Source organism: Streptomyces sp. NPDC013455 (assembly GCF_040632975.1).
Taxonomy (GTDB): Bacteria; Actinomycetota; Actinomycetes; order Streptomycetales; family Streptomycetaceae; genus Streptomyces.
In genome coordinates this window covers 141,463-160,276 of sequence record NZ_JBEYCX010000015.1, presented here as the reverse complement: position 1 = coordinate 160,276, position 18,814 = coordinate 141,463, and the positions used below count along the sequence as shown (strand labels likewise).

Genomic DNA, 18,814 nt, shown 5'->3' with positions numbered 1-18,814 from the left:
CGGCGGGGCGAGACGGCGGAGGAGCGGCAGTGGCGCACCGGTTCACCGACGGCGCGTCCCGCCCCGGGCGCACCGGGCGCAACGTCCGCGGCGGCACCGCGGACGGGGGCCGGGAGGCCGGCAACCCGCCGCCGGCGGTCCCCGCACCCGCCGCCGGCACCCGCGCGCCGGACGCACTGCGCCGGGGTGTACGGGAGGCGGTCACGGTGCTGGGCACGGGCTTCCTGCGGCACCCGGAGAACGGCTCGCTGCGCGAGCGGGTACGCCCCCGGGACCTGCGGACGGCGCTGCTGCGCCTGGTCTGCCGGCTGCTGTTCGTCTTCGTCGCCGAGGACCGGGACGCGCTGCTCGCGCCCGACGCGGACCCGTCCGCCCGCGAGCGGTACGAGCGGTACTTCTCCTCGGCCCGGCTGCGCGCCCACGCCCGCGGCCGGCGCGGCACGGCCCACGGCCGGCGCTACGCGGCGCTGCGCCTCGTCCTGACGGCGCTCGGCCGCGAGCGGGGCCGCCCCGAGCTGGGACTGCCGGGCCTGGGCGGCCTGTTCACCGAGACCGCCGCCGACGCCCCGCTGCGCGGCCTGCAGCTGTCCGACGAGGCCCTGCTCACCGCCGTGCGCCGGCTGTGCCAGGTCCGCGACGGCGGCTCCGGGCCGACCCGGACCGTCGAGCACCGGCGGCTGAGCGGCGGGGAACTGGGCTCGGTCTACGCGTCACTGCTGGAGCTGGAGCCCCGGTACAGCGAGCGGCGGCTGCGCTTCGAGCTGGTCGAGTCGGCGGGCAACCTCCGCAAGACCAGCGGGAGTTACTACACACCGCCCGCGCTGGTCGACAGCCTGCTGGAGTCCGCCCTCGACCCGGTGATCAGGGACGCGGTGCGGCGCGGCGAGGAGGCGGCGGCCCGGGCCGGCGAGAGCGACCCGGTGCGGGCGGTCGAGCGTGAGCTGCTGTCCCTGAAGGTGTGCGATCCGGCCTGCGGCTCCGGCCACTTCCTGGTGGCGGCGGCCCGCCGGATCGCCGAGCGGCTGGCGGCCGTCCGGGAGCGGACCGCGGAGCCGGCGCCCGCCGGGGTGCGGCGCGCCCTGCACGAGGTGGCCGCCCGGTGCGTCTACGGCGTGGACCTCGATCCGACGGCCGTGGAACTGGCGAAGGTCTCGCTGTGGCTGGAGGCGCCGGCGCCGGGCAGGCCCCTGGGGTTCCTCGACGCCCGTCTCAAGCACGGCAACGGGCTGTTCGGCGCGACCCCGGGGCTCCTCGCCGCCGGTGTCCCGACCGACGCCTTCAAGCCGGTCGAGGGCGACGACCGGAAGACCGCCGCCGAGCTCCGCAAGCGCAACCGGGCCCAGCGCGGCGACCGTGCCGAGCCGTCGCGCGACACCGCCCCGGCCGCCGGCGCGCCGGCCGGTGCCCGCCACCGGGAGGGCCATACCACCGGCACCGGGCACCGCCGGGAGGCACACGTCACCGACGCCGGGCACCGCCGGGAGGCACACGTCACCGACGCCGGGCACCGCCGGGAGGCACACGTCACCGACGCCGGGCACCGCCGGGAGGTGCACGCCGCCGACGCCTGGTGTGCCGCCTTCGTCTGGCCCAAGCGGCCGGGCGCGCCCGAGGCCCCCACGGACCGGGTGTTCCGGGCGCTGCGCGGGCGCGGGCCGGACGCCGTGCCGGACGCCACGCACGCCGAGATACGGCGGCTGCGCGAGGAGTACGCCTTCTTCCACTGGCACCTGGAGTTCCCCGAGGTCTTCGCGGTGCCCGGATCCGGCCCGGGTGCCCGGCCGGACACGGGCCGGGCGGGCGGCTTCGACGCGGTGCTGGGCAACCCGCCGTGGGAGCGGGTCAAACTGCAGGAGCAGGAGTTCTTCGCCGAGCGCGGCCCCGCGATCGCCCGGGCGCGCAACGCGGCGGCCCGCAAACGGGCCATCGCCGAGCTGCGCCGGGATGCGCAGGCGCGGCCGTTGTGGGAGGAGTTCACGGCCGCCAAGCGCCGTTCCGAGGGCGAGAGCCACTTCCTGCGCGCCGGCGGCCGCTACCCGCTGACCGGCCGGGGCGACATCAACACGTACGCCGTCTTCGCGGAGGCCGGCCACGCGCTGACGGGTCCGGGCGGGCGCACCGGGCTCATCGTGCCGACCGGCATAGCGACCGACGCCACCACCCGGTTCTTCTTCGAGGACCTGGTCACCACCGGCCGGCTGGCCGCCCTGTACGACTTCGAGAACGAGGAACGGATCTTTCCCGGCGTCCACAACCAGCTGCGGTTCTGCCTGCTCACCCTGCGCGGCACCGGGGACCCGGCCGAGCCGGCGCAGCTGGTGTTCAAGGTGCGCCGGGCCGCGCAGATAGCCGGGCGGCGCTACCGGCTGACGGCGGACGACATCCTGCGGATGAACCCGAACACCGGCACCTGCCCGGTGTTCGGCACCCGCCGGGACGCCGAGATCACGCTCGGCATCCACCGCCGGGTGCCGGTCCTCGTGCACGAAGGACGGGCGGACGGAAACCCCTGGGGTGTGTCGTTCCTGCGCATGTTCGACATGGCGAACGACTCCGCCGTGTTCCGCCCCGACGCGCAGCGCGGCGAGACCTTCGACGACCTCCTCGACGAGGGCTGGAACCTGAAGGGCAACATCCTGGTCCGCGGCGACGAGCGGCTGCTGCCGCTGTACGAGGCGAAGATGCTGCACCACTACGACCACCGCTTCTCCACGTACGAGGGCGCCACCGGCAACCAGCTCAACAAGGGCACGCTGCCCCGGCTGACGGCCGCGCGGCACCAGGACGCGGCGGCCTGTCCGCTGCCCCGCTACTGGGTGCCCGAGGAGGACGTGCCGACGGGTGGGAGGGACCGGCGGGGCCGGGAGGTGCGCGCGGCGGGCGTCCGCTCGCGGCTGGCCGCCCGGGGCTGGCGGCGGGACTGGGTACTCGGCTGGCGGGACACCACCAACAAGAACAACGAGCGGACCATGATCTGCTCGGTGGCGCCCGCGCACGGCTTCGGCCACAAGTTCATGCTGGCGCTCGCGGACGGGGCCGCGCTGCTGGCCGGCGTGTGGTCCTCCTTCGTCCTCGACTACGCGGCCCGCCAGTCCCTCGGCGGAACCTCGCTGAGCTACTTCGTCGTCCGTCAGCTCCCCGTCCCCGCACCCCGGACGCTGGCCCGGCACGCCGGCTTCATCGTGCCGCGGCTGACCGAACTGACCTACACCTCCTCCGACCTGAGCGGCTTCGCCCGTGAACTCGGCGACACCGGCGGCCCCTTCCACTGGGACCCGGAGCGCCGGGCGGTGCTCCGGGCGGAGCTGGACGCCTTCTTCTTCCACCTGTACGGCGTCTCGCGCGACGACACGGCGTACGTGCTGGACACCTTCAACGTCACCCGTGCCAACGACGTGAAGGAGCACGGCCGTTACCGCACCAAGGAACTCGTCCTCGCCGAGTACGACCGCATGACCGCCGCCGGCCTCACCACCGGCACACCGCTCGTGGACGGACACACCTACACGTCCACCCTCACCCCGCCGCCGGGCCGGGGCCCCCGCCACCCGGCCCCTTGAGTTCCCTGGGCCGCTCACCAGCCGGGGTAGCGGTCCCACCAGTTCGGGTCCCAGCCCTTGATGTACTCGCTGCCGCTGGGCGAGTCGTCGATCTGCGCGGTCAGGTCGCGGGCCAGGGTGTCCAGCGCCCAGGCCAGTTCGTGCCGGCTCACCAGGCCGGCCGGCAGGGCCTCGGCGCCGTGGACCGCGCCGAGCAGCGCCCCGGTCACACAGGCCACGGAGTCTGCGTGGCAGCCCCGGCTCGGTGTGGCGATCAGGCTGTGCGGGTCCTCGATCCGGGACAGGGCCGCCACCGTCGCCGGAGCGCTGCCGCGCCGCTCGGCCAGCGCGGGCACGCCCGCGAGCCAGCCGTCCGGCCACACCCGGCCGGCCGGCGAGGAGACCCAGCGGCGCCGCATCCGCTCCGCTTCGATGCCCTGGAGGGCCGCCCACCGGCACGGGTGGCGGCCGGTCGGCGGGTCAGCTCTTCTGCTCGACCCGGACCCAGTCGATCTCGGCCTGCACTCCCCCGGCGGCGATCCTGTCGACGCTGGACTGCGGCAGGCCCCAGTAGGGCGCGGTGACCTTGTTCCAGCCGGCCGGGTAGGCGCCGCCGAGGGCGAGATTGAGGATCACGTACTGGTTGTGGCCGAAGACCCACTGGCCCCGGGTGGACTCCAGCTTGTTGCGGGTCGTCTCCTGGACCAGGCGGTCGTCCACGTAGAACCGCAGCGCCGCCGGGGTCCATTCGACGGCGTAGGTGTGCCACTGGTCGGCGGTGCCGCCGTTCGGGTACGTCTGGCGGGCCCCGATGTTGCCGTCGGCCGAGTATCCGGGACCGTGCAGGGCCGAGCTGGTCCAGTCCGGGTAGCCGATGTTCTCCATGATGTCCGTCTCGCCGGAGGCCGGCCAGGAGACGGAAGGGTCGTCGACGTTGCTGCCGAGCAGCCAGAAGGCGGGCCAGAAGCCGTCCCCGACCGGCAGCTTCATGCGGGCGCTGACCTTGCCGTAGGTGAAGTCGAGGTGCGTGTGCGTGTCGACGCGGCCCGACGTGAAGTCGTAGGTGCCGCCGCCCGCCTGGGTGCAGCCCTTGCAGTACTTCGCCCGCAGGACCAGACTGCCGTTCTGTGTGCGGACGTTCTCCGACGAGTCGACGTACGCCTGCGACTCGCCGTTGACCGGGCCCATCTCGGTCCCCGTGCGGACGACCCGCCACTTGGAGCGGTCGAGGCCCGTGCCGGTGAAGTCGTCGAAGAACGTGGTGCGGTACGTGCCCGGCTGGTCGGCCGGCAGCGCCGGGTAGGCGGCGGAGGCGCTGCCGCCGGTGCCCCACACCTGGAACTCGTACAGGGAGTACCCGAACTGGGCCGTGGCGGGCGCCGGGTTGTAGAAGGACCGGCGTTCCTTGCCGAGCATGCGGACGTAGCGGCCGGTGACCGGAGCCGGCAGCCTGACCGTGTCGTGGAGGCCCACCGCTTCGGAGGGCGACTTCACGTTCGCCCGGCGGCCGGCGACATCCGCCGCCGACGGCTCGTAGACCGTGCGCCAGGTGCGGTTGTCGTCGGAGACCTGGAGGAGGTAGTCGACGGCGTACGCCGACTCCCAGTACAGGTCCACCGTGTCGATGGACGACTGCGCGCCGAGGTCCACGGACACCCACCGGTCCGCGTTCCAGTCGCTGGACCAGCGGGTCGCGTCCCCCCTGAGGTCGGCCGGCCAGCCGCCGTCCGTGACGAACGCCGGTGAGTTCCCCGCGTGCTGGTAGTAGTTGGAGTACGCCGGGTGGTGCAGGGCCAGGTTGGTCCGGGTCGTGGACGCCGGGGCGGGTTCGCCGCCGTAGACCCTGAAGTTCCACAGCGAGTAGCCGTAGGGCGTGCCGCGTTCCAGGCCGCGCAGCCGGACGTAGCGGCCGGTGACCTCCTGGGGATGGGTGTGCGCGGTGACGGAGCCTCCCGTTCCGGCGGTCTCCGTGTAGAAGGGGGTCCAGTCCGTGCCGTTGCGGGAGATCTCCAGGACGTACCGCTTGCCGTAGGCAGCCTCCCAGTCGAGGACGACGCGGTCGACGCGGAGGACGGAGCCGAGGTCGACGCGGATCCAGGCGTCGTCGGCGAAGTCGCTGGACCAGCGGGTGGCGCCGTTGCCGTCGAAGGCGAGGCCGGGGGCGGTGCCGGCGTTCTCGCTGCCGGAGGCGGTGACGGCGGCGGGGTTCACGGCGTAGGCGGCGGCCGCGCGGTCGGTGTCCCAGCCGACGGCGGCGGGGGCCGCGGCCGCGGGGGCGGCCAGCAGCGGGCCGGAGCCCAGCAGGGCGGTGGCGGTCAGGGCGGCGAGCAGGGCGCGGGGGATGCCGGGGATGCGGGGGATGCGGGATGACATGCGGCTCTCCTGGTGGGGTGGAGGTGCACATGGATTTATGACGGGTGCATGACACACAGGGTGCTCCGGCCGGTGGACGCGCGCTCCCCACACGCGTCCACCGGCCGTCCGGACCGGACTCGGTCGGCCCGGCGACTCGGTCGGCCCGGCGACTCGGTCGGCCCGGCGACGCCGGCCGGACTCAGGCGGCCCGGCGGTTCAGGCCGCGGTGGACGCGGACGATGTCCGCGTACCGGTGACCGCTGCCCTTGATCGTGCGGACCTGGGTGCGGTAGTCGACGTGGACCAGGCCGAAACGCTTGTCGTAGCCGTACGCCCACTCGAAGTTGTCCAGCAGGGACCAGGCGAAGTACCCGGCCAGCGGGGCGCCCTTGCGGGCCGCGGAAGCGCAGGCGGCCAGGTGGCGCTCCAGGTACTCCCGGCGCTCGGGGTCGTCGACGGTGCCGTCGGGACGCACGACGTCCGGGAAGGCGGAGCCGTTCTCGGTGACGTGGATCGTGCGGGCGCCGTACTCCTCGGTGAGCCGCAGCAGCAGCGTCTCGATGCCGCTCGCGTCGATCTCCCAGTCCATGCCGGTGCGCGCGACCCCCTCGCGGCGGACGGAACGGGCGTACGGCGCCGGCCCGTCGGGATCGTCGGCGACGTACGCCGGGAAGTAGTAGTTCAGGCCCAGCCAGTCGAGCGGGGTGGCGATGGCCGCCAGGTCCGCGTCATCAACGGGGAGTTCGACGCCGTAGGTCTCGACCATGTCGGCGGGGAAGCCGCGGCCGTGCACCGGGTCGAGCCACCAGCGGTTGACGTGGCCGTCGTGCCGGCGGGCCGCGGCCAGGTCCTCCGGGCGGTCGGTGGCCGGGTGCACGGTGGAGAGGTTGTTGACGATGCCGATCCGCGCGCCGGGGGCGGCGGCGCGTACCGCCTGGGCGGCGAGCCCGTGGCCGAGGAGCAGGTGGCAGGAGGCGCGGACGGCGGCGGTCAGGTCGGTCCAGCCGGGGGCCATCGTGCCCTCCAGATGGCCGATCCAGGCCGAGCAGGAGGGCTCGTTGAGGGTGGCCCAGAGCCGGACGCGGTCGCCGAGGCGCCCGGCGACGACGGAGGCGTACTCGGCGAACGCCAGGGCGGTGTCCCGCTCCGGCCAGCCGCCCCGGTCCTGGAGCGCCTGCGGCAGGTCCCAGTGGTAGAGCGTGACGGACGGGGTGATGCCCGCCTCCAGCAGGGCGTCCACCAGCTCGTCGTAGAAGGCGAGCCCCTTCGGGTTCACCGGGCCGGTCCCGCCGGGGATCACCCGCGGCCAGGCCACCGACATCCGGTAGGCGTTGACGCCGAGCTGGCGCATGAGGCCGATGTCCTCGCGCCAGCGGTGGTAGTGGTCGCAGGCGACGTCGCCGTGGTCGCCGTTCGCGATCTTCCCCGGGGTGTGCGAGAAGGTGTCCCAGATCGAGGGGGCACGGCCGTCCTCGGCGACGGCTCCCTCGATCTGGTACGCCGCTGTGGCCGTGCCCCACAGGAAGTCGTGCGGTAGAGCGGCGAGGTCGATGGGTTCGGACACGGAAGTCCCTTCGGGATCAGGGGTGTGGGTCACTTGACGGCGCCCGCCGTCAGACCTGCGACGAGATACCGCTGCATCAGCAGGAAGCCGGCCACCACGGGCACGCTGACGACCAGCGAGGCGGCCATGATCTGGTTCCAGTAGACGTCGTACAGGGTGGAGTAGCCCTGGAGGCCGACGGCGAGGGTGCGGGTGGTGTCGTTGGTCATGACCGACGCGAAGAGCACCTCGCCCCAGGCGGTCATGAAGGCGTAGACGGCGACCGCGACGATGCCGGGGACCGCGGCCGGCACGACGATCCGGAACAGCGCGCCGAGCGGGCCGCACCCGTCCACCAGCGCCGCCTCGTCCAGGTCGCGCGGCACCGAGTCGAAGTACCCGATCAGCATCCAGATGGAGAACGGCAGCGAGAAGGTGAGGTATGTCAGGATCAGCCCGCCGCGGGAGCCGAACAGGGCGATCCCGGTGACGTTGCCGATGTTGACGTAGATCAGGAAGAGCGGGAGCAGGAAGAGGATGCCCGGCAGCATCTGGGTCGACAGGACGGTGACCGTGAAGACGCGCTTGCCGCGGAAGTCGTAGCGGCTGACGGCGTAGGCGGCGAACACCGCGATGACCACCGAGCAGACCGTCGCCGCACCGGCCACGATGAGCGAGTTGACGAAGTACTTCGCGAGCGGCACGGTCGACCAGATGTCGATGTACGGGCGGATGGTCAGCTCGCTCGGCAGCCAGCGGAACTCGCCGGTGACGTCGGCGAGCGGCTTCAGCGAGCTGGAGACCATCACGTACACCGGGGTCAGCACGAAGCCGGCGAGCAGGGTGAGGAAGATCCGCCGCGACCACAGGAACGAGCGCGGCGGCGCCATGGACGAGTCACGCATCGACAGCCCTCCGTCCGCGCGAGGTCAGCAGCAGGTATCCGCCCGTCACGACCAGCAGGAAGAGCAGCAGCAGCACGGACATGGCCGAGCCGGTGCCGAAGTTCCAGGTGACGAACGAGGACTGGTAGATGTGCACCGAGATGAGGTCGGCGGCCTCGGGAGCGGACTTGCCGAACAGCACGTACGGCGTGTTGAAGTCGTTGAAGGTCCACAGGAACAGCACCAGGACCAGGACCTGGTTGACCGGGCGCAGCGACGGCAGGGTGATCCGGCGGATCTGCTGCCACACCCCGGCGCCGTCCAGCGCGGCGGCCTCGTACAGCTCCCGCGGGATGTTCTGCAGCCCGGCCGTCACGATGAGGAAGGCGAACGGCCAGCCCTTCCACACGGACACGGTCAGCAGGGCGTAGAAGCTGTTGCCGCCGATGAGCCAGAAGGAGGGCTTGTCGGTGAGGTGCAGCTGGTCGTGGAGCACGTGGTTCACCAGGCCGTTGTCGTGCTGGAACATGAACACCCAGGTGATGACGGCCGCGTAGACGGGCAGCGCGTACGGCACCAGGAACAGCGCGCGCAGCAGGCCGCGCCCGCGGAAGGTGTCCTGCATGAAGACCGCGGCGGCGGTGCCGATCAGCCAGCACAGGCCGACCGACAGCAGGGTGAAGCCGACGGTGACGCCGAACGACTGCAGCAGCGCCCTGCCGACGGGGGCGTCGAAGTCCACCGACACCCTGAAGTTGTCGAGTCCGCTCCAGGGGGCGGTCCCCCAGTCGCGGATGTAGAACTGGGTGAGCTCCTTGAAGCTCATCACGATGCCGATCGCCATCGGCACCAGGTGGACGAGGAGTTCGAGCAGCAGGGCGGGCAGGAGCAGCAGGTACGGCAGTGTGACGCGGCTGATCCGCCCGGTGCGGCGGCGGGGTTCGCGCGCCGCACCGGGGGACGTCTCGCGCACCGGTTCCTTCAGTGCGGTGGTCGTCATCGTGCTCACGCCGCCGGCATCTGCTGCTGGGCCTTCTCCAGCTTGGCCTTGACCGAGTCGGTGGTGACGGCACGTCCGGCGGCGGCGTCGGCGAAGAGCTCCTTCACGGCCGTACCGACCGTCGTCTCGAACTGCGACTCGGACGGCACCTGGGGCAGCGCGGCCGCGCTCGTGGCGAGGGTGTCCTTCAGCACCGCGGTGGCCGGGGTGCCGAACGCAGGGTCCTCCTGGGCGGCCGTGACCGGCGGGATGGAGCTGTACGCCGTGTTGAGGATCTTCTGTTCGGCGTCGGAGGTCATGAACTTCACGAACTTCCTGGCTCCGTCGAGGTTGTCCGTGTTCTTGAAGACGGCGATGTTGATGCCCATGACGGCCGAGTTGACCTGCGTGCCGGTGCCGGGCTTGCCGGAGACAACGGGCACCGGCGCAATGCCGAAGTCGTCCTCGCTCATGCCCTGGGACTTGAGGTTGGCGGCGGCCGACTGCCACAGCAGCATGGCCTGCTTGCCCTTGGCGAAGTCGCTGACGGACTGGTTCTGCGCGTACTCGGCGTCGCCGGGCGGGATGACCTTGTCCTTGGCCATCAGGTCGACGTACCTCTTGACCGCCTCGACCACCTTGGGGTTGGTGAAGTCGGGCTTGCCGTCGGCGGTGAAGAAGTCGGCGCCGTGCTGCTTGGCGAAGACGAAGACGTGGTGGATGTTCTCCGACAGGTTCGCGCCCTCGGCGCCCAGCACCGACTTGCCCTCGGCCCTGATCTTCTTGCCGTCGGCGACCAACTCGTCCCAGGTGGCCGGGGGCTTGGCGATGCCGGCGTCGGCGAAGATCTTCTTGTTGTAGTAGAGCGCGTACGCCATCGAGTACAGGGGGACCGCGGCCGGGTCCTTGCCCTGGGCGCCGGTCGAGCCGAGCGCGGTGCCGGCGAACCGGTCCCGGCCGCCGATCTCGGCGAAGTTCTTCTCGTCCCACGGCAGCAGCGCGCCGGTCGCCTGCAGCGAGGCGCTCCAGGTGTTGCCGATGTTCAGCACGTCCGGGCCCTGGCCGGAGGTGGTCGCGGTCAGGATCCGGTTGAGCAGATCCGACCAGGGCACGACCTCCAGCTTCACCTTGATGCCGGTCTGCTTCTCGAACTTGTCGAGCTCCGGCTGGAGCACCTGCTTGTCCACGGCGACGCTGGCGCCCTGGTTGGAGGCCCAGTACGTCAGCGTCTTGGGCGAGTCGTTCGACCCGCCGCCGGCGGACGATCCGCCTCCGCAGGCCGTGGCCGCGAGGGCGAGAGACAAGGTGACGGCGCCTACGGCCGCGGCTCGGATCCTGCGCATGGCTCCCGGTGTCCCTTCAGGGAGTGCGTTGCACTCATGACTTAATTTAGGACGTGAGTTAAACCTCAAGACAATCGCTCGTCAAGGGATCCGGCATACAAACCGCCCCGGACGAGCCGGAAATCCACGGCACACTGGGAGGCCAGGTGGCAGGGCTGGGCGGCCGGACGGTGCGTGACCTGCGGCGGGAGAGCCGGAGCGCCGTTCTGCAACGGTTGTGTGTCGACGGGCCGATGAGCCGCCAGGCGCTCGGCCCGGCGACCGGGCTGAGTTCCGGTTCCGTCAGCACCGTGGTGGCCGGCCTGCTGGCCGACGGCCTGGTGGAGGAGGCCGGGACCGTCGGCGCGTACGCGGGCAGACCGAGCAGGCTGGTGCGGATACGGCCGGGCGGCGGACACCTGATCGGCGTCGACGTGGGCGAGACCCTGGTCCGGGTGGAACTGTTCGACCTCGCGCTCACCCGACTGGCGGGCGCACGGCGCCCCTTGGGACGGCGCGGGTACGACGTCGACGCCGTCGTCGGCCACATCGTGGGCGGCATCGGCACGGTGCTGCGGACGGCGGGTCTCTCCCCAGGAGAACTGCTCGGCATCGGCATCGGCGTCCCCGGCATCGTCGAGGACGGCGGGCCGGGCCACGGCCGGACGACCGCCTCGGAGGGCGGGCCGGAGGATGTGGTTGTGCGCGAGCGGCCGATCACCTCGGACGGCGAGCCGCAGGGTGTGGTCGTACGCGGACGGCCGATCACCTCGGACGGCGAGCCGCAGGGTGTGGTCGTACGCGGACGGCCGATCACCTCGGACGGCGAGCCGGACGATATGGCCGTACGTGGGCGGCCGATGGGCAGGGACGCGTACGACGGACCCGAGGGCGCGATCGTGCACGGGCAGACCATCGGCTGGGACGCCGTGCCGTTGGAGCGGTTGCTGCGGCTCACCGGTCGGCTTCCGCCGCACGTGCCGTGCTTCGTCGACAACGGCGCCAAGGCGCTGGGCCAGGCCGAGATGTGGTTCGGCGGGGGCCGCGGCGCGCGCAACGCGGTGGTGGCGCTGCTCGGTTCGGGGGTCGGCGCCTGCGTGGTCACCGAGGAGGCGGCGCAGGGACGGTCGGTGGAGTGGGGGCACCTGACGGTACGGGTCGCCGGGCGCCGGTGCCGGTGCGGCGCGCGCGGCTGCCTGGAGGCGTACGCGGGCGCGCAGGCGTTGGTGGCGCGCTGGCGGGAGGCGGGCGGACGGCCGTCGCGGGGGGCCGGTGAGGAGCGGGCGCTGACCGAGCTGCTCGCAGCGGCCCGCCCCGGTGACGGCCGGGCACCGGACCCGGTGGCCGCAGCCGTGCTCGCCGAGACCGCCGCGTACCTCGGTGCGGGCCTGTCCGACCTGATCAACCTCTTCCAGCCGGAACGGGTCCTGATCAGCGGCTGGGCGGGCCTCCGGCTGGGCGCCGGCTTCCTGGACCAGGTACGCGACCACGCCCTCGCCCGGGCCCTGCGCCATCCCGGCGGCCGGGTCCGCGTCGAACTCGGCCGGCTCGGCCCGGAGGCGGTGACCGTGGGCGCGGCGGTCCTCCCCCTGGCCGCCTTCCTCACCTCCGGCGGCCACCGCCCCCAACCCGCACCCCCTCCACCACCGCCTCCCGCGTGGCGGGCGGCGCTGGAGGGACGGCTGGCGTGATTCCCGGACGCGACGGGGGACGGGTGCCGCAGAGGGGCGGGCGCCGCAGAGGGGCGGGCGCCGCAGAGGGGGCGGGTCGGCGAGCCGGGCGCGACGGGGCACGGACACCTCAAGGGCCGGTCCAGCGAGCCGGACACGACAGGGCGCGGACACCCCAACGGCCGGTCCAGCGAGCCGGTTGCAGCGGACGGTCGGTGTGAGCCCGGCGGGACGAGACGCGGCCGAGCACGCCCCAGCCCCGCCCCCGCCCGTGGCCTCTGCCTCCTCCCCGGCCTCTGCCACCACCCTGACCGCTGCCTCCTCCCTGACCACTGCCTCCGTCCTGACCACTGCCTCCGCACTGGCCTCTGCCACCACCCTGACCGCTGCCTCCTCCCTGACCGCTGCCTCCTCCCTGACCACTGCCTCCGCCCTGACCGCTCTCTTCCCGGCCCGGCCCCCGGCTCGGCCCGGCCCGGCTCGGCCCAACCCGGCTGCCGGCCCTTGCCGCCCGTCCGCCGCCGCCCGTGGGAGGGCCGCAACCGGACCGGTGCCGGGCGGGCCACCGGTGCCGGGCGGGCCACCGGTGCCAAGCGAGCCGCCTATGCCGGGCGGGCCGCCGGTGCCGGTGCCGGTGCGTAGCCGGCGGGCCGGGTGGTGAAGGTGCCGCGGCCCTGGGTGCGGCTGCGCAACCGGGTGGCGTAGCCGAACAGTTCGGCCAGCGGCACGGTCGCGGTCAGTACGGCCGCGCCGCCGCGGGCCTCGGAGCCGCCGACCCGGCCGCGCCGGGCGGCCAGGTCACCGAGGACCCCGCCGACCGCCTCCTCCGGCACGGTCACCGTGACCTCGGCGACCGGTTCGAGCAGCTCCGTCCCGCAGGCCCGCAGGGCCTCGCGGAGACCGAGCCGGCCGGCGGTGCGGAAGGCCGTGTCGGAGGAGTCCTTCACGTGCGTGGAGCCGTCGGTGAGCGTGACCCGCAGCCCGGTCACCGGGTGTCCGCCGAGCGGTCCCTCCGCGAGGGCGTCCCGGCAGCCGGCCTCCACCGCCCGCACGTACTCCTGCGGCACCCGCCCGCCGACCACGGCGGACCGGAACTCGAAACCGGTGACACCGGTTCCGGGGCCGAGCGGCTCCACGTCGAGGACGACATGGGCGAACTGCCCGGCGCCGCCGTCCTGTTTGACGTGCCGGAACACGAACCCGCGCACGGCGCCGACGACGGTCTCCCGGTAGGCGACCCGGGGCCGGCCCACGGTGACCTCCGGTCCCCCGTCGCGGCGGATCTTCTCCACCGCGACCTCGAGATGGAGCTCCCCCATCCCGGACAGCACGGTCTGCCCGGTCTCGGCGTCGGTGCGCAGCACCAGCGAGGGGTCCTCCTCGGCCAGCCGGGCGAGCGCCGCCGCGAGCCGCCCGGTGTCCGTGCTCCGCCGCGCCTCGACCGCCACGGACACCACGGGCTCGGCGGCCACGGGCGGCTCCAGCTGGAGCGGGGCGCCCGGGTCGCACAGCGTGGCGCCGGTCCGGGCCGCCTTCACACCCGCGACGGCGACGATGTCACCGGCCACCGCCCGGTCGAGCTGGACATGCCGGTCCGCCATGACCCGCAGGATGCGGGCCACCCGCTCGGTACGTCCGGTGCCCGGGTCCCACACGGTGTCTCCTTTCTCGACCGTGCCCGAGTACACGCGCACGTAGGCCAGGCGTCCGGTGGCGCTCGCGTTCACCTTGAACACGAGCCCCGCGAACGGCGCCGCGGAATCGGCGGGCCGCCGCTGCTCGGCGCCGTCGTGGACACCGCGTACGGCGGGTACGTCCAGCGGTGAGGGCAGGTAGGCCACCACCGCGTCGAGCAGCGGCTCGATGCCGCGGTTGCGGTAGGCGGAGCCGCACAGCACGACCACGCCCTCGCCGCTGTGGGTGAGGTCGCGCAGGGCTGCGGTGAGCGTGGCGGGGCAGAGCGTCCCGCGGTCGCAGAACTCCTCCAGGGCCGCCGGATGCCGTTCGGCCACCGCCTCCTCCAGCGCGCGGCGCCGCCGTACCGCCTCCTCCCGCAGCTCCTCGGGCACCGCCCCCGCCGCAGCCGTGCTCTCCCCGTCGCCCCAGACCAGGGACCGCATCCGCACCAGGTCGACCACGCCGGTGAAGCCGTGCTCGGCACCGATCGGCAGTTGCACGACCAGGGGTACGGGGTGCAGCCGGTCCCGGATGGATTCGACGGCCCGGTCCAGGTCGGCGCCGGCGCGGTCGAGTTTGTTCACGAACGCGATGCGCGGTACGCCGTGCCGGTCGGCCTGCCGCCACACCGACTCGCTCTGCGGTTCGACTCCGGCGACGGCGTCGAACACCGCGACCGCCCCGTCGAGGACGCGCAGCGAGCGCTCGACCTCGTCGGCGAAGTCGACGTGGCCGGGGGTGTCGATGAGGTTGACGCGGTGGCCGTCCCAGGCGCAGCTCACCGCGGCGGCGAAGATCGTGATGCCGCGGTCGCGCTCCTGCGGGTCGAAGTCGGTGACGGTGGTGCCGTCGTGCACCTCGCCCCGTTTGTGGGTGGTGCCCGTCGCGTACAGGATCCGCTCGGTGACGGTGGTCTTGCCGGCGTCGACGTGGGCGAGGATGCCGAGGTTGCGGACGGCGGCGAGGGTGTCGTTGCTGATGCGCACGGCCCGGTGCCTTTCGGGAAGTCTGTGCTGGAGATGGGCAGCGCGATTCCCCGTGTGCCCGGGGTGAGCGGACGGTACGGCGCCGGCCGGGCGTGGTGCCGGGCGGGGCGCGGAGGTGTCAGCGGGGCGTCACGGGCCTCCGGTGCCGGCCGCGCAGCGGGCACCGGACGGACGAGGACACCAGAATCACCTCGGTCCGCGCAGGGGGAACGACGACGGCGGTACGGTCACGCACGGCCGGGCTCCCCTCGATACTCACGGATCACGAAGCGCGCCGCCGTGGTGTGTCGGTGCGGCGCGCGGTACGAGGCGAGTCTAGAAAAACGATCACGCGCCGAGTACCGATTTTCTTCGAGCACCGCCCTTCCCGCGCCGGGTGGCTATGACGCCGGGCTCCTCCACGCCAACAGCAGGCTGTCCCCGACGTAGCCGTCCGCATCCGCAGGGAGTTCACGCCGATCCTCGACACCCCTGCCGGCCGCATCGGAGAACTCGCGGCCCTGGCCGAGATGCTGCAAGCCGTAGCCCCGTGGCTGGTACCCCGACCTTGGGTCCCAGCTGGTCGCCGAGCGGAGGCGCTCACGGTGTGCGCCCGCCCGTTCCGGTCCGCTCCGAGGTGAGCACCTGACCTCGCCCCTGTGCGCCCGTCTCGGCGTCCTCAACGATGTGCCGGCCAAGGCGGCCAGGGAGACCCGGGGGCTCGGGGATGGCGGCGACGCTCCCTCCCCCGGCGCTGCCGGCCGTCTCGGCCCGTCCGTCGGAGAAACAGAAAAACCCCAGGTGAACTGGGGTCTCTGCTGGTGTCCGAGGGGGGACTTGAACCCCCACGCCCGATAAAGGGCACTAGCACCTCAAGCTAGCGCGTCTGCCATTCCGCCACCCGGACTAGGTGTCTGCCGCCTTGCGCGGTGCGTTCCCCGCGGCGACATGGACAACAATACCAAGGTTTCGGAGTGCGTTTCACCTGCGTATCCGTCGGCCGGGCGGCGGTCCGGGGCACCGGGAGCCATGTATGGCCGGCGGTATACGGTGCGCGAGATTCCGCCTACGGTGGGTGGAGGATCACGGGCTCGGTGAACCAGGCGGTGACACGACGGCGCCCAGCCGAGCCACACGCCCCCGCCCCACCAACCGCCCGCCGTCCGCCAGTCGTCAGGCGTCAGCCCCCCGTCAGGCGTCAGCCGTCCATCCGTCGTCAGGCGTCAGCCGTCCATCCGTCGTCAGGCGTCAGCCCCCCCCCCGTCAGCCGTCCGTCGCCCGTCGCCCGTCGCCCGTCGTCCGCCGTCCGTCGCCCGTCAGCCGGCCATCCCCCCGGCACCGGTCGCCCAGCCCCCGCACCCGCGTCAACTCGCCCCCACCCGTGCCACGTTCTGCCTCTACGATCGGCTCACCGATCTTGGAGGGGGAACACCGCATGGACATGGACATGGACACCACGCCCGCGGGGATACCGGCCGAAGGGCCGGGGCGTCGGGTCACCACCCTGGAACTCTTCTTCGACCTGGTCTTCGTCTTCACCCTGACCCAGCTCACCGTGCTGCTGGCGCACGGCCTGTCGTTCGCCACGGCCGGCCGGGTGGCGCTGATCCTCGTGGTGCTGTTCTGGATGTACGGCGCCTACGCCTACCTGACCAACCAGGTGCCGCCCGACCGTCCCTCGCGGCGGCTGCTGCTGATGCTCGGCATGACCGCGTTCCTGGTGTGCGCACTGGCAATCCCCCGCGTGTTCGAGGACACCGGCGTGGTCTTCGGACTGGGTTTCCTGCTCGTGGTGGTCGTGCACACGGCGCTGTACACGCGCAGCCACGGCTGGGACTCGGTCTGGTACGGGGTGCCGAACGCGCTGGCCGCCCTGTCCGTGACGGCCGCGGGCGCCACCGGCGGCCTCGCGGCCGACGGGCTCTGGCTCCTCGCGGTCGCCCTCCAGTTCGCGACCCCGTTCGTCGCCGAGCACGGCCCGGGCCGCAAGGACGGGCGCGACGCGGCGACGCTCCGGGTGCAGCTGGGCTCCCTCGACCCGGCGCACTTCGTGGAGCGGCACGGGCTCCTGCTGATCATCGCGTTCGGCGAGTCGGTGATCTCCATCGGCGTCGGCATCGGCGATGTGCCGCTCACCCCGGGCCCGGTGGCGGGCGCGTTCCTGGCCCTGGCGCTCGCCGTCGCACTGTGGTGGACGTACTTCGTGCGGGACGAGGAGGCCGCGGAGGCCGTCTTCCGCGGCACGCCGGCCCCGCGGCGGTGGCGGCTGGCGATGAACGCCTACTACTACGCCTTCCTGCCGATGCTGCTGGGCATCGTCTTCCTGGCCGCCGGTGTGAAGAAGACCGTCGGTCACCTCGGCGACCACCCGCACTGGGGCCCGGCGCTGGCGCTGGCGGGCGGGGTGGCCCTGTTCCTGGCCGGGGACACCGCCTTCCGGACGGCCCTCGGGCTGCGCCCGGTCCGCTACCGCGCCGTCGCCTGCGCGCTCGCCCTGCTGACGGCGGTGCCGGGCACCCGGCTCCCGGCGTACGCCCTGCTCCTCCTGCTGGTGGCCGTGCTGACCGGCATGCTGGCGGCGGAGGCACGGTGGTGCACGACGGCACCCGCCGGACGGCGGCCGGCGGGCGTCTAGCGGGATGGGGGTCGGGCGGTGTTCCGGTCGTGGTACGACCGCCGGGTGTGCTCGGTGTGTTCGCGCGCCGGACGCGGTGGCGCGCTGTTCGTCCCGGGCGGCGATCGCGTCGGTCGGCGCGCGGTGCTCGATTCAGGACTGCCGGCCGGGCGGGGATGTCACGGGCAGCGTACGACCTGTCCGGCGTACGACAGGTTGCCGCCGAAACCGAAGAGCAGTACCGGGTCGCCGGTGCGCAGGGTCCCCCGTTCGAGCAGCTTCGAGAAGGCGAGCGGGATGCTGGCGGCGGAGGTGTTGCCGGATTCGGTCACGTCGCGGGCGATCACCGCGTTCACGGCGCCGATCTTCCCGGCCAGCGGCTCGATGATGCGCAGGTTGGCCTGGTGGAGCACGACCCCGGCGAGCTCCTCGGGCGCCACCCCGGCCTTCTCGCAGGTCCGGCGGGCGATGGCCGGCAGCTGGGTGGTGGCCCAGCGGTAGACGCTCTGCCCCTCCTGCGCGAACCGCGGCGGCGTGCCCTCGATCCGTACGGCGTGCTTCATCTCCGGTACCGAACCCCACAGCACCGGGCCGATGCCGGCCTCCTCGCCGGGCGGGCACGCCGTCACGACGGCGGCTCCGGCTCCGTCGCCGACGAGGACGCAGGTGGTGCGGTCGGTCCAGTCGGTGACCTCGGACATCTTGTCGGCGCCGACGACCAGGGCGCGGGTCGCCGCACCGGCGCGGACGGCGTGGTCGGCGGTGGCCAGGGCGTGGGTGAAGCCCGCGCACACCACGTTGACGTCCATGGCGGCGGGCTGCGGGATGCCGAGCCGGGCCGCGACCCGGGCGGCGGTGTTCGGGGAGCGGTCGATCGCGGTGGAGGTCGCGACGAGGACCAGGTCGATGTCGGCGGGGGTCAGGCCGGCCGCGGCGAGGGCCTTGGCCCCGGCGTGCGCGGCGAGCTCGTCGACGGGCTCGTCGGGGCCCGCGATGTGCCGGGTCCGGATGCCGACGCGGCTGCGGATCCACTCGTCACTGGTGTCGACCATGCGCGCCAGGTCGTCGTTGGTGAGCACCCTGGCGGGCTGGTAGTGACCGATGGCGGCGATGCGCGAGCCGTTCATGCGGGGGATCCCCTCGTTGCCGTATAGCGGGATGCACCAGTCTGGCCAGTGACCGGCGGGTACGACTGCAGGTGAAGCCACAGGAAAGGGGCGCCGCGATTGTCGGCTCCCGTCAGACGGTCGGACGTCCGGGTATCGC

Annotated in this window: 11 protein-coding genes, 1 tRNA gene and 1 pseudogene; 4 read left to right on the top strand and 9 right to left on the bottom strand. The window is 73.2% G+C overall.

The features are described 5' to 3' along the window. Positions 1 to 29: 29 nt before the first annotated feature. Positions 30 to 3,560 (top strand): DNA methyltransferase, encoded by a 3,531-nt coding sequence (locus ABZ576_RS23885; protein ID WP_360744280.1) that lies wholly within the window; start codon positions 30 to 32, stop codon positions 3,558 to 3,560. 14 nt (positions 3,561 to 3,574) lie between these two features. Here the strand turns inward: ABZ576_RS23885 and ABZ576_RS23880 are convergent, their stop codons facing one another. The 6 genes from ABZ576_RS23880 to ABZ576_RS23855 form a co-directional block, all read right to left on the bottom strand. Further along, entirely contained in the window at positions 3,575 to 3,958 is a 384-nt protein-coding gene (locus ABZ576_RS23880; protein WP_360744277.1) for a hypothetical protein, read from the bottom strand. Between the two features lie 61 nt (positions 3,959 to 4,019). Next, a complete protein-coding gene (locus ABZ576_RS23875) occupies positions 4,020 to 5,912 on the bottom strand; it encodes a discoidin domain-containing protein (RefSeq protein ID WP_360744274.1) in 1,893 nt (630 codons plus the stop codon). Positions 5,913 to 6,093: 181 nt separating this feature from the next. After that, positions 6,094 to 7,458 (bottom strand): GH1 family beta-glucosidase, encoded by a 1,365-nt coding sequence (locus tag ABZ576_RS23870; protein WP_360744271.1) that lies wholly within the window; start codon positions 7,456 to 7,458, stop codon positions 6,094 to 6,096. A gap of 29 nt (positions 7,459 to 7,487) precedes the next feature. Continuing rightward, positions 7,488 to 8,327, bottom strand: a complete 840-nt coding sequence (locus ABZ576_RS23865; protein ID WP_360744351.1) for a carbohydrate ABC transporter permease — start codon at positions 8,325 to 8,327, stop codon at positions 7,488 to 7,490. 7 nt (positions 8,328 to 8,334) lie between these two features. Continuing rightward, complete coding sequence (locus ABZ576_RS23860) at positions 8,335 to 9,321, bottom strand: sugar ABC transporter permease (protein ID WP_360744348.1); 987 nt, start codon at positions 9,319 to 9,321, stop codon at positions 8,335 to 8,337. Between the two features lie 5 nt (positions 9,322 to 9,326). Beyond that, complete coding sequence (locus tag ABZ576_RS23855) at positions 9,327 to 10,643, bottom strand: sugar ABC transporter substrate-binding protein (protein ID WP_360744268.1); 1,317 nt, start codon at positions 10,641 to 10,643, stop codon at positions 9,327 to 9,329. 146 nt (positions 10,644 to 10,789) lie between these two features. Here ABZ576_RS23855 and ABZ576_RS23850 point away from each other — a divergent pair, with 146 nt between their 5' ends. Continuing rightward, on the top strand, positions 10,790 to 12,313 hold the full coding sequence (locus tag ABZ576_RS23850; protein ID WP_360744265.1) for an ROK family protein: 1,524 nt from the start codon (positions 10,790 to 10,792) through the stop codon (positions 12,311 to 12,313). A 581-nt stretch (positions 12,314 to 12,894) separates the two neighbouring features. Here ABZ576_RS23850 and fusA read toward each other — a convergent pair. Then, the gene (fusA, locus tag ABZ576_RS23845) at positions 12,895 to 14,955 is read right to left on the bottom strand and encodes an elongation factor G (protein ID WP_360744262.1); all 2,061 of its coding nucleotides are present in this window, start codon (positions 14,953 to 14,955) and stop codon (positions 12,895 to 12,897) included. 378 nt (positions 14,956 to 15,333) lie between these two features. Between fusA and ABZ576_RS23840 the strand changes: the two are divergent. Then, positions 15,334 to 15,583 (top strand): annotated as a pseudogene (locus tag ABZ576_RS23840) (hypothetical protein); the annotation flags it as partial. A gap of 170 nt (positions 15,584 to 15,753) precedes the next feature. Here the strand turns inward: ABZ576_RS23840 and ABZ576_RS23835 are convergent. Next, positions 15,754 to 15,841, bottom strand: a tRNA-Leu gene (locus ABZ576_RS23835). Between the two features lie 528 nt (positions 15,842 to 16,369). Here ABZ576_RS23835 and ABZ576_RS23830 point away from each other — a divergent pair. Then, a complete protein-coding gene (locus tag ABZ576_RS23830) occupies positions 16,370 to 17,569 on the top strand; it encodes a low temperature requirement protein A (RefSeq protein WP_360744259.1) in 1,200 nt (399 codons plus the stop codon). A 158-nt stretch (positions 17,570 to 17,727) separates the two neighbouring features. Here the strand turns inward: ABZ576_RS23830 and ABZ576_RS23825 are convergent, their stop codons facing one another. Next, positions 17,728 to 18,675, bottom strand: a complete 948-nt coding sequence (locus ABZ576_RS23825; protein WP_360744256.1) for a beta-ketoacyl-ACP synthase III — start codon at positions 18,673 to 18,675, stop codon at positions 17,728 to 17,730. Between the last annotated feature and the right edge of the window lie 139 nt (positions 18,676 to 18,814).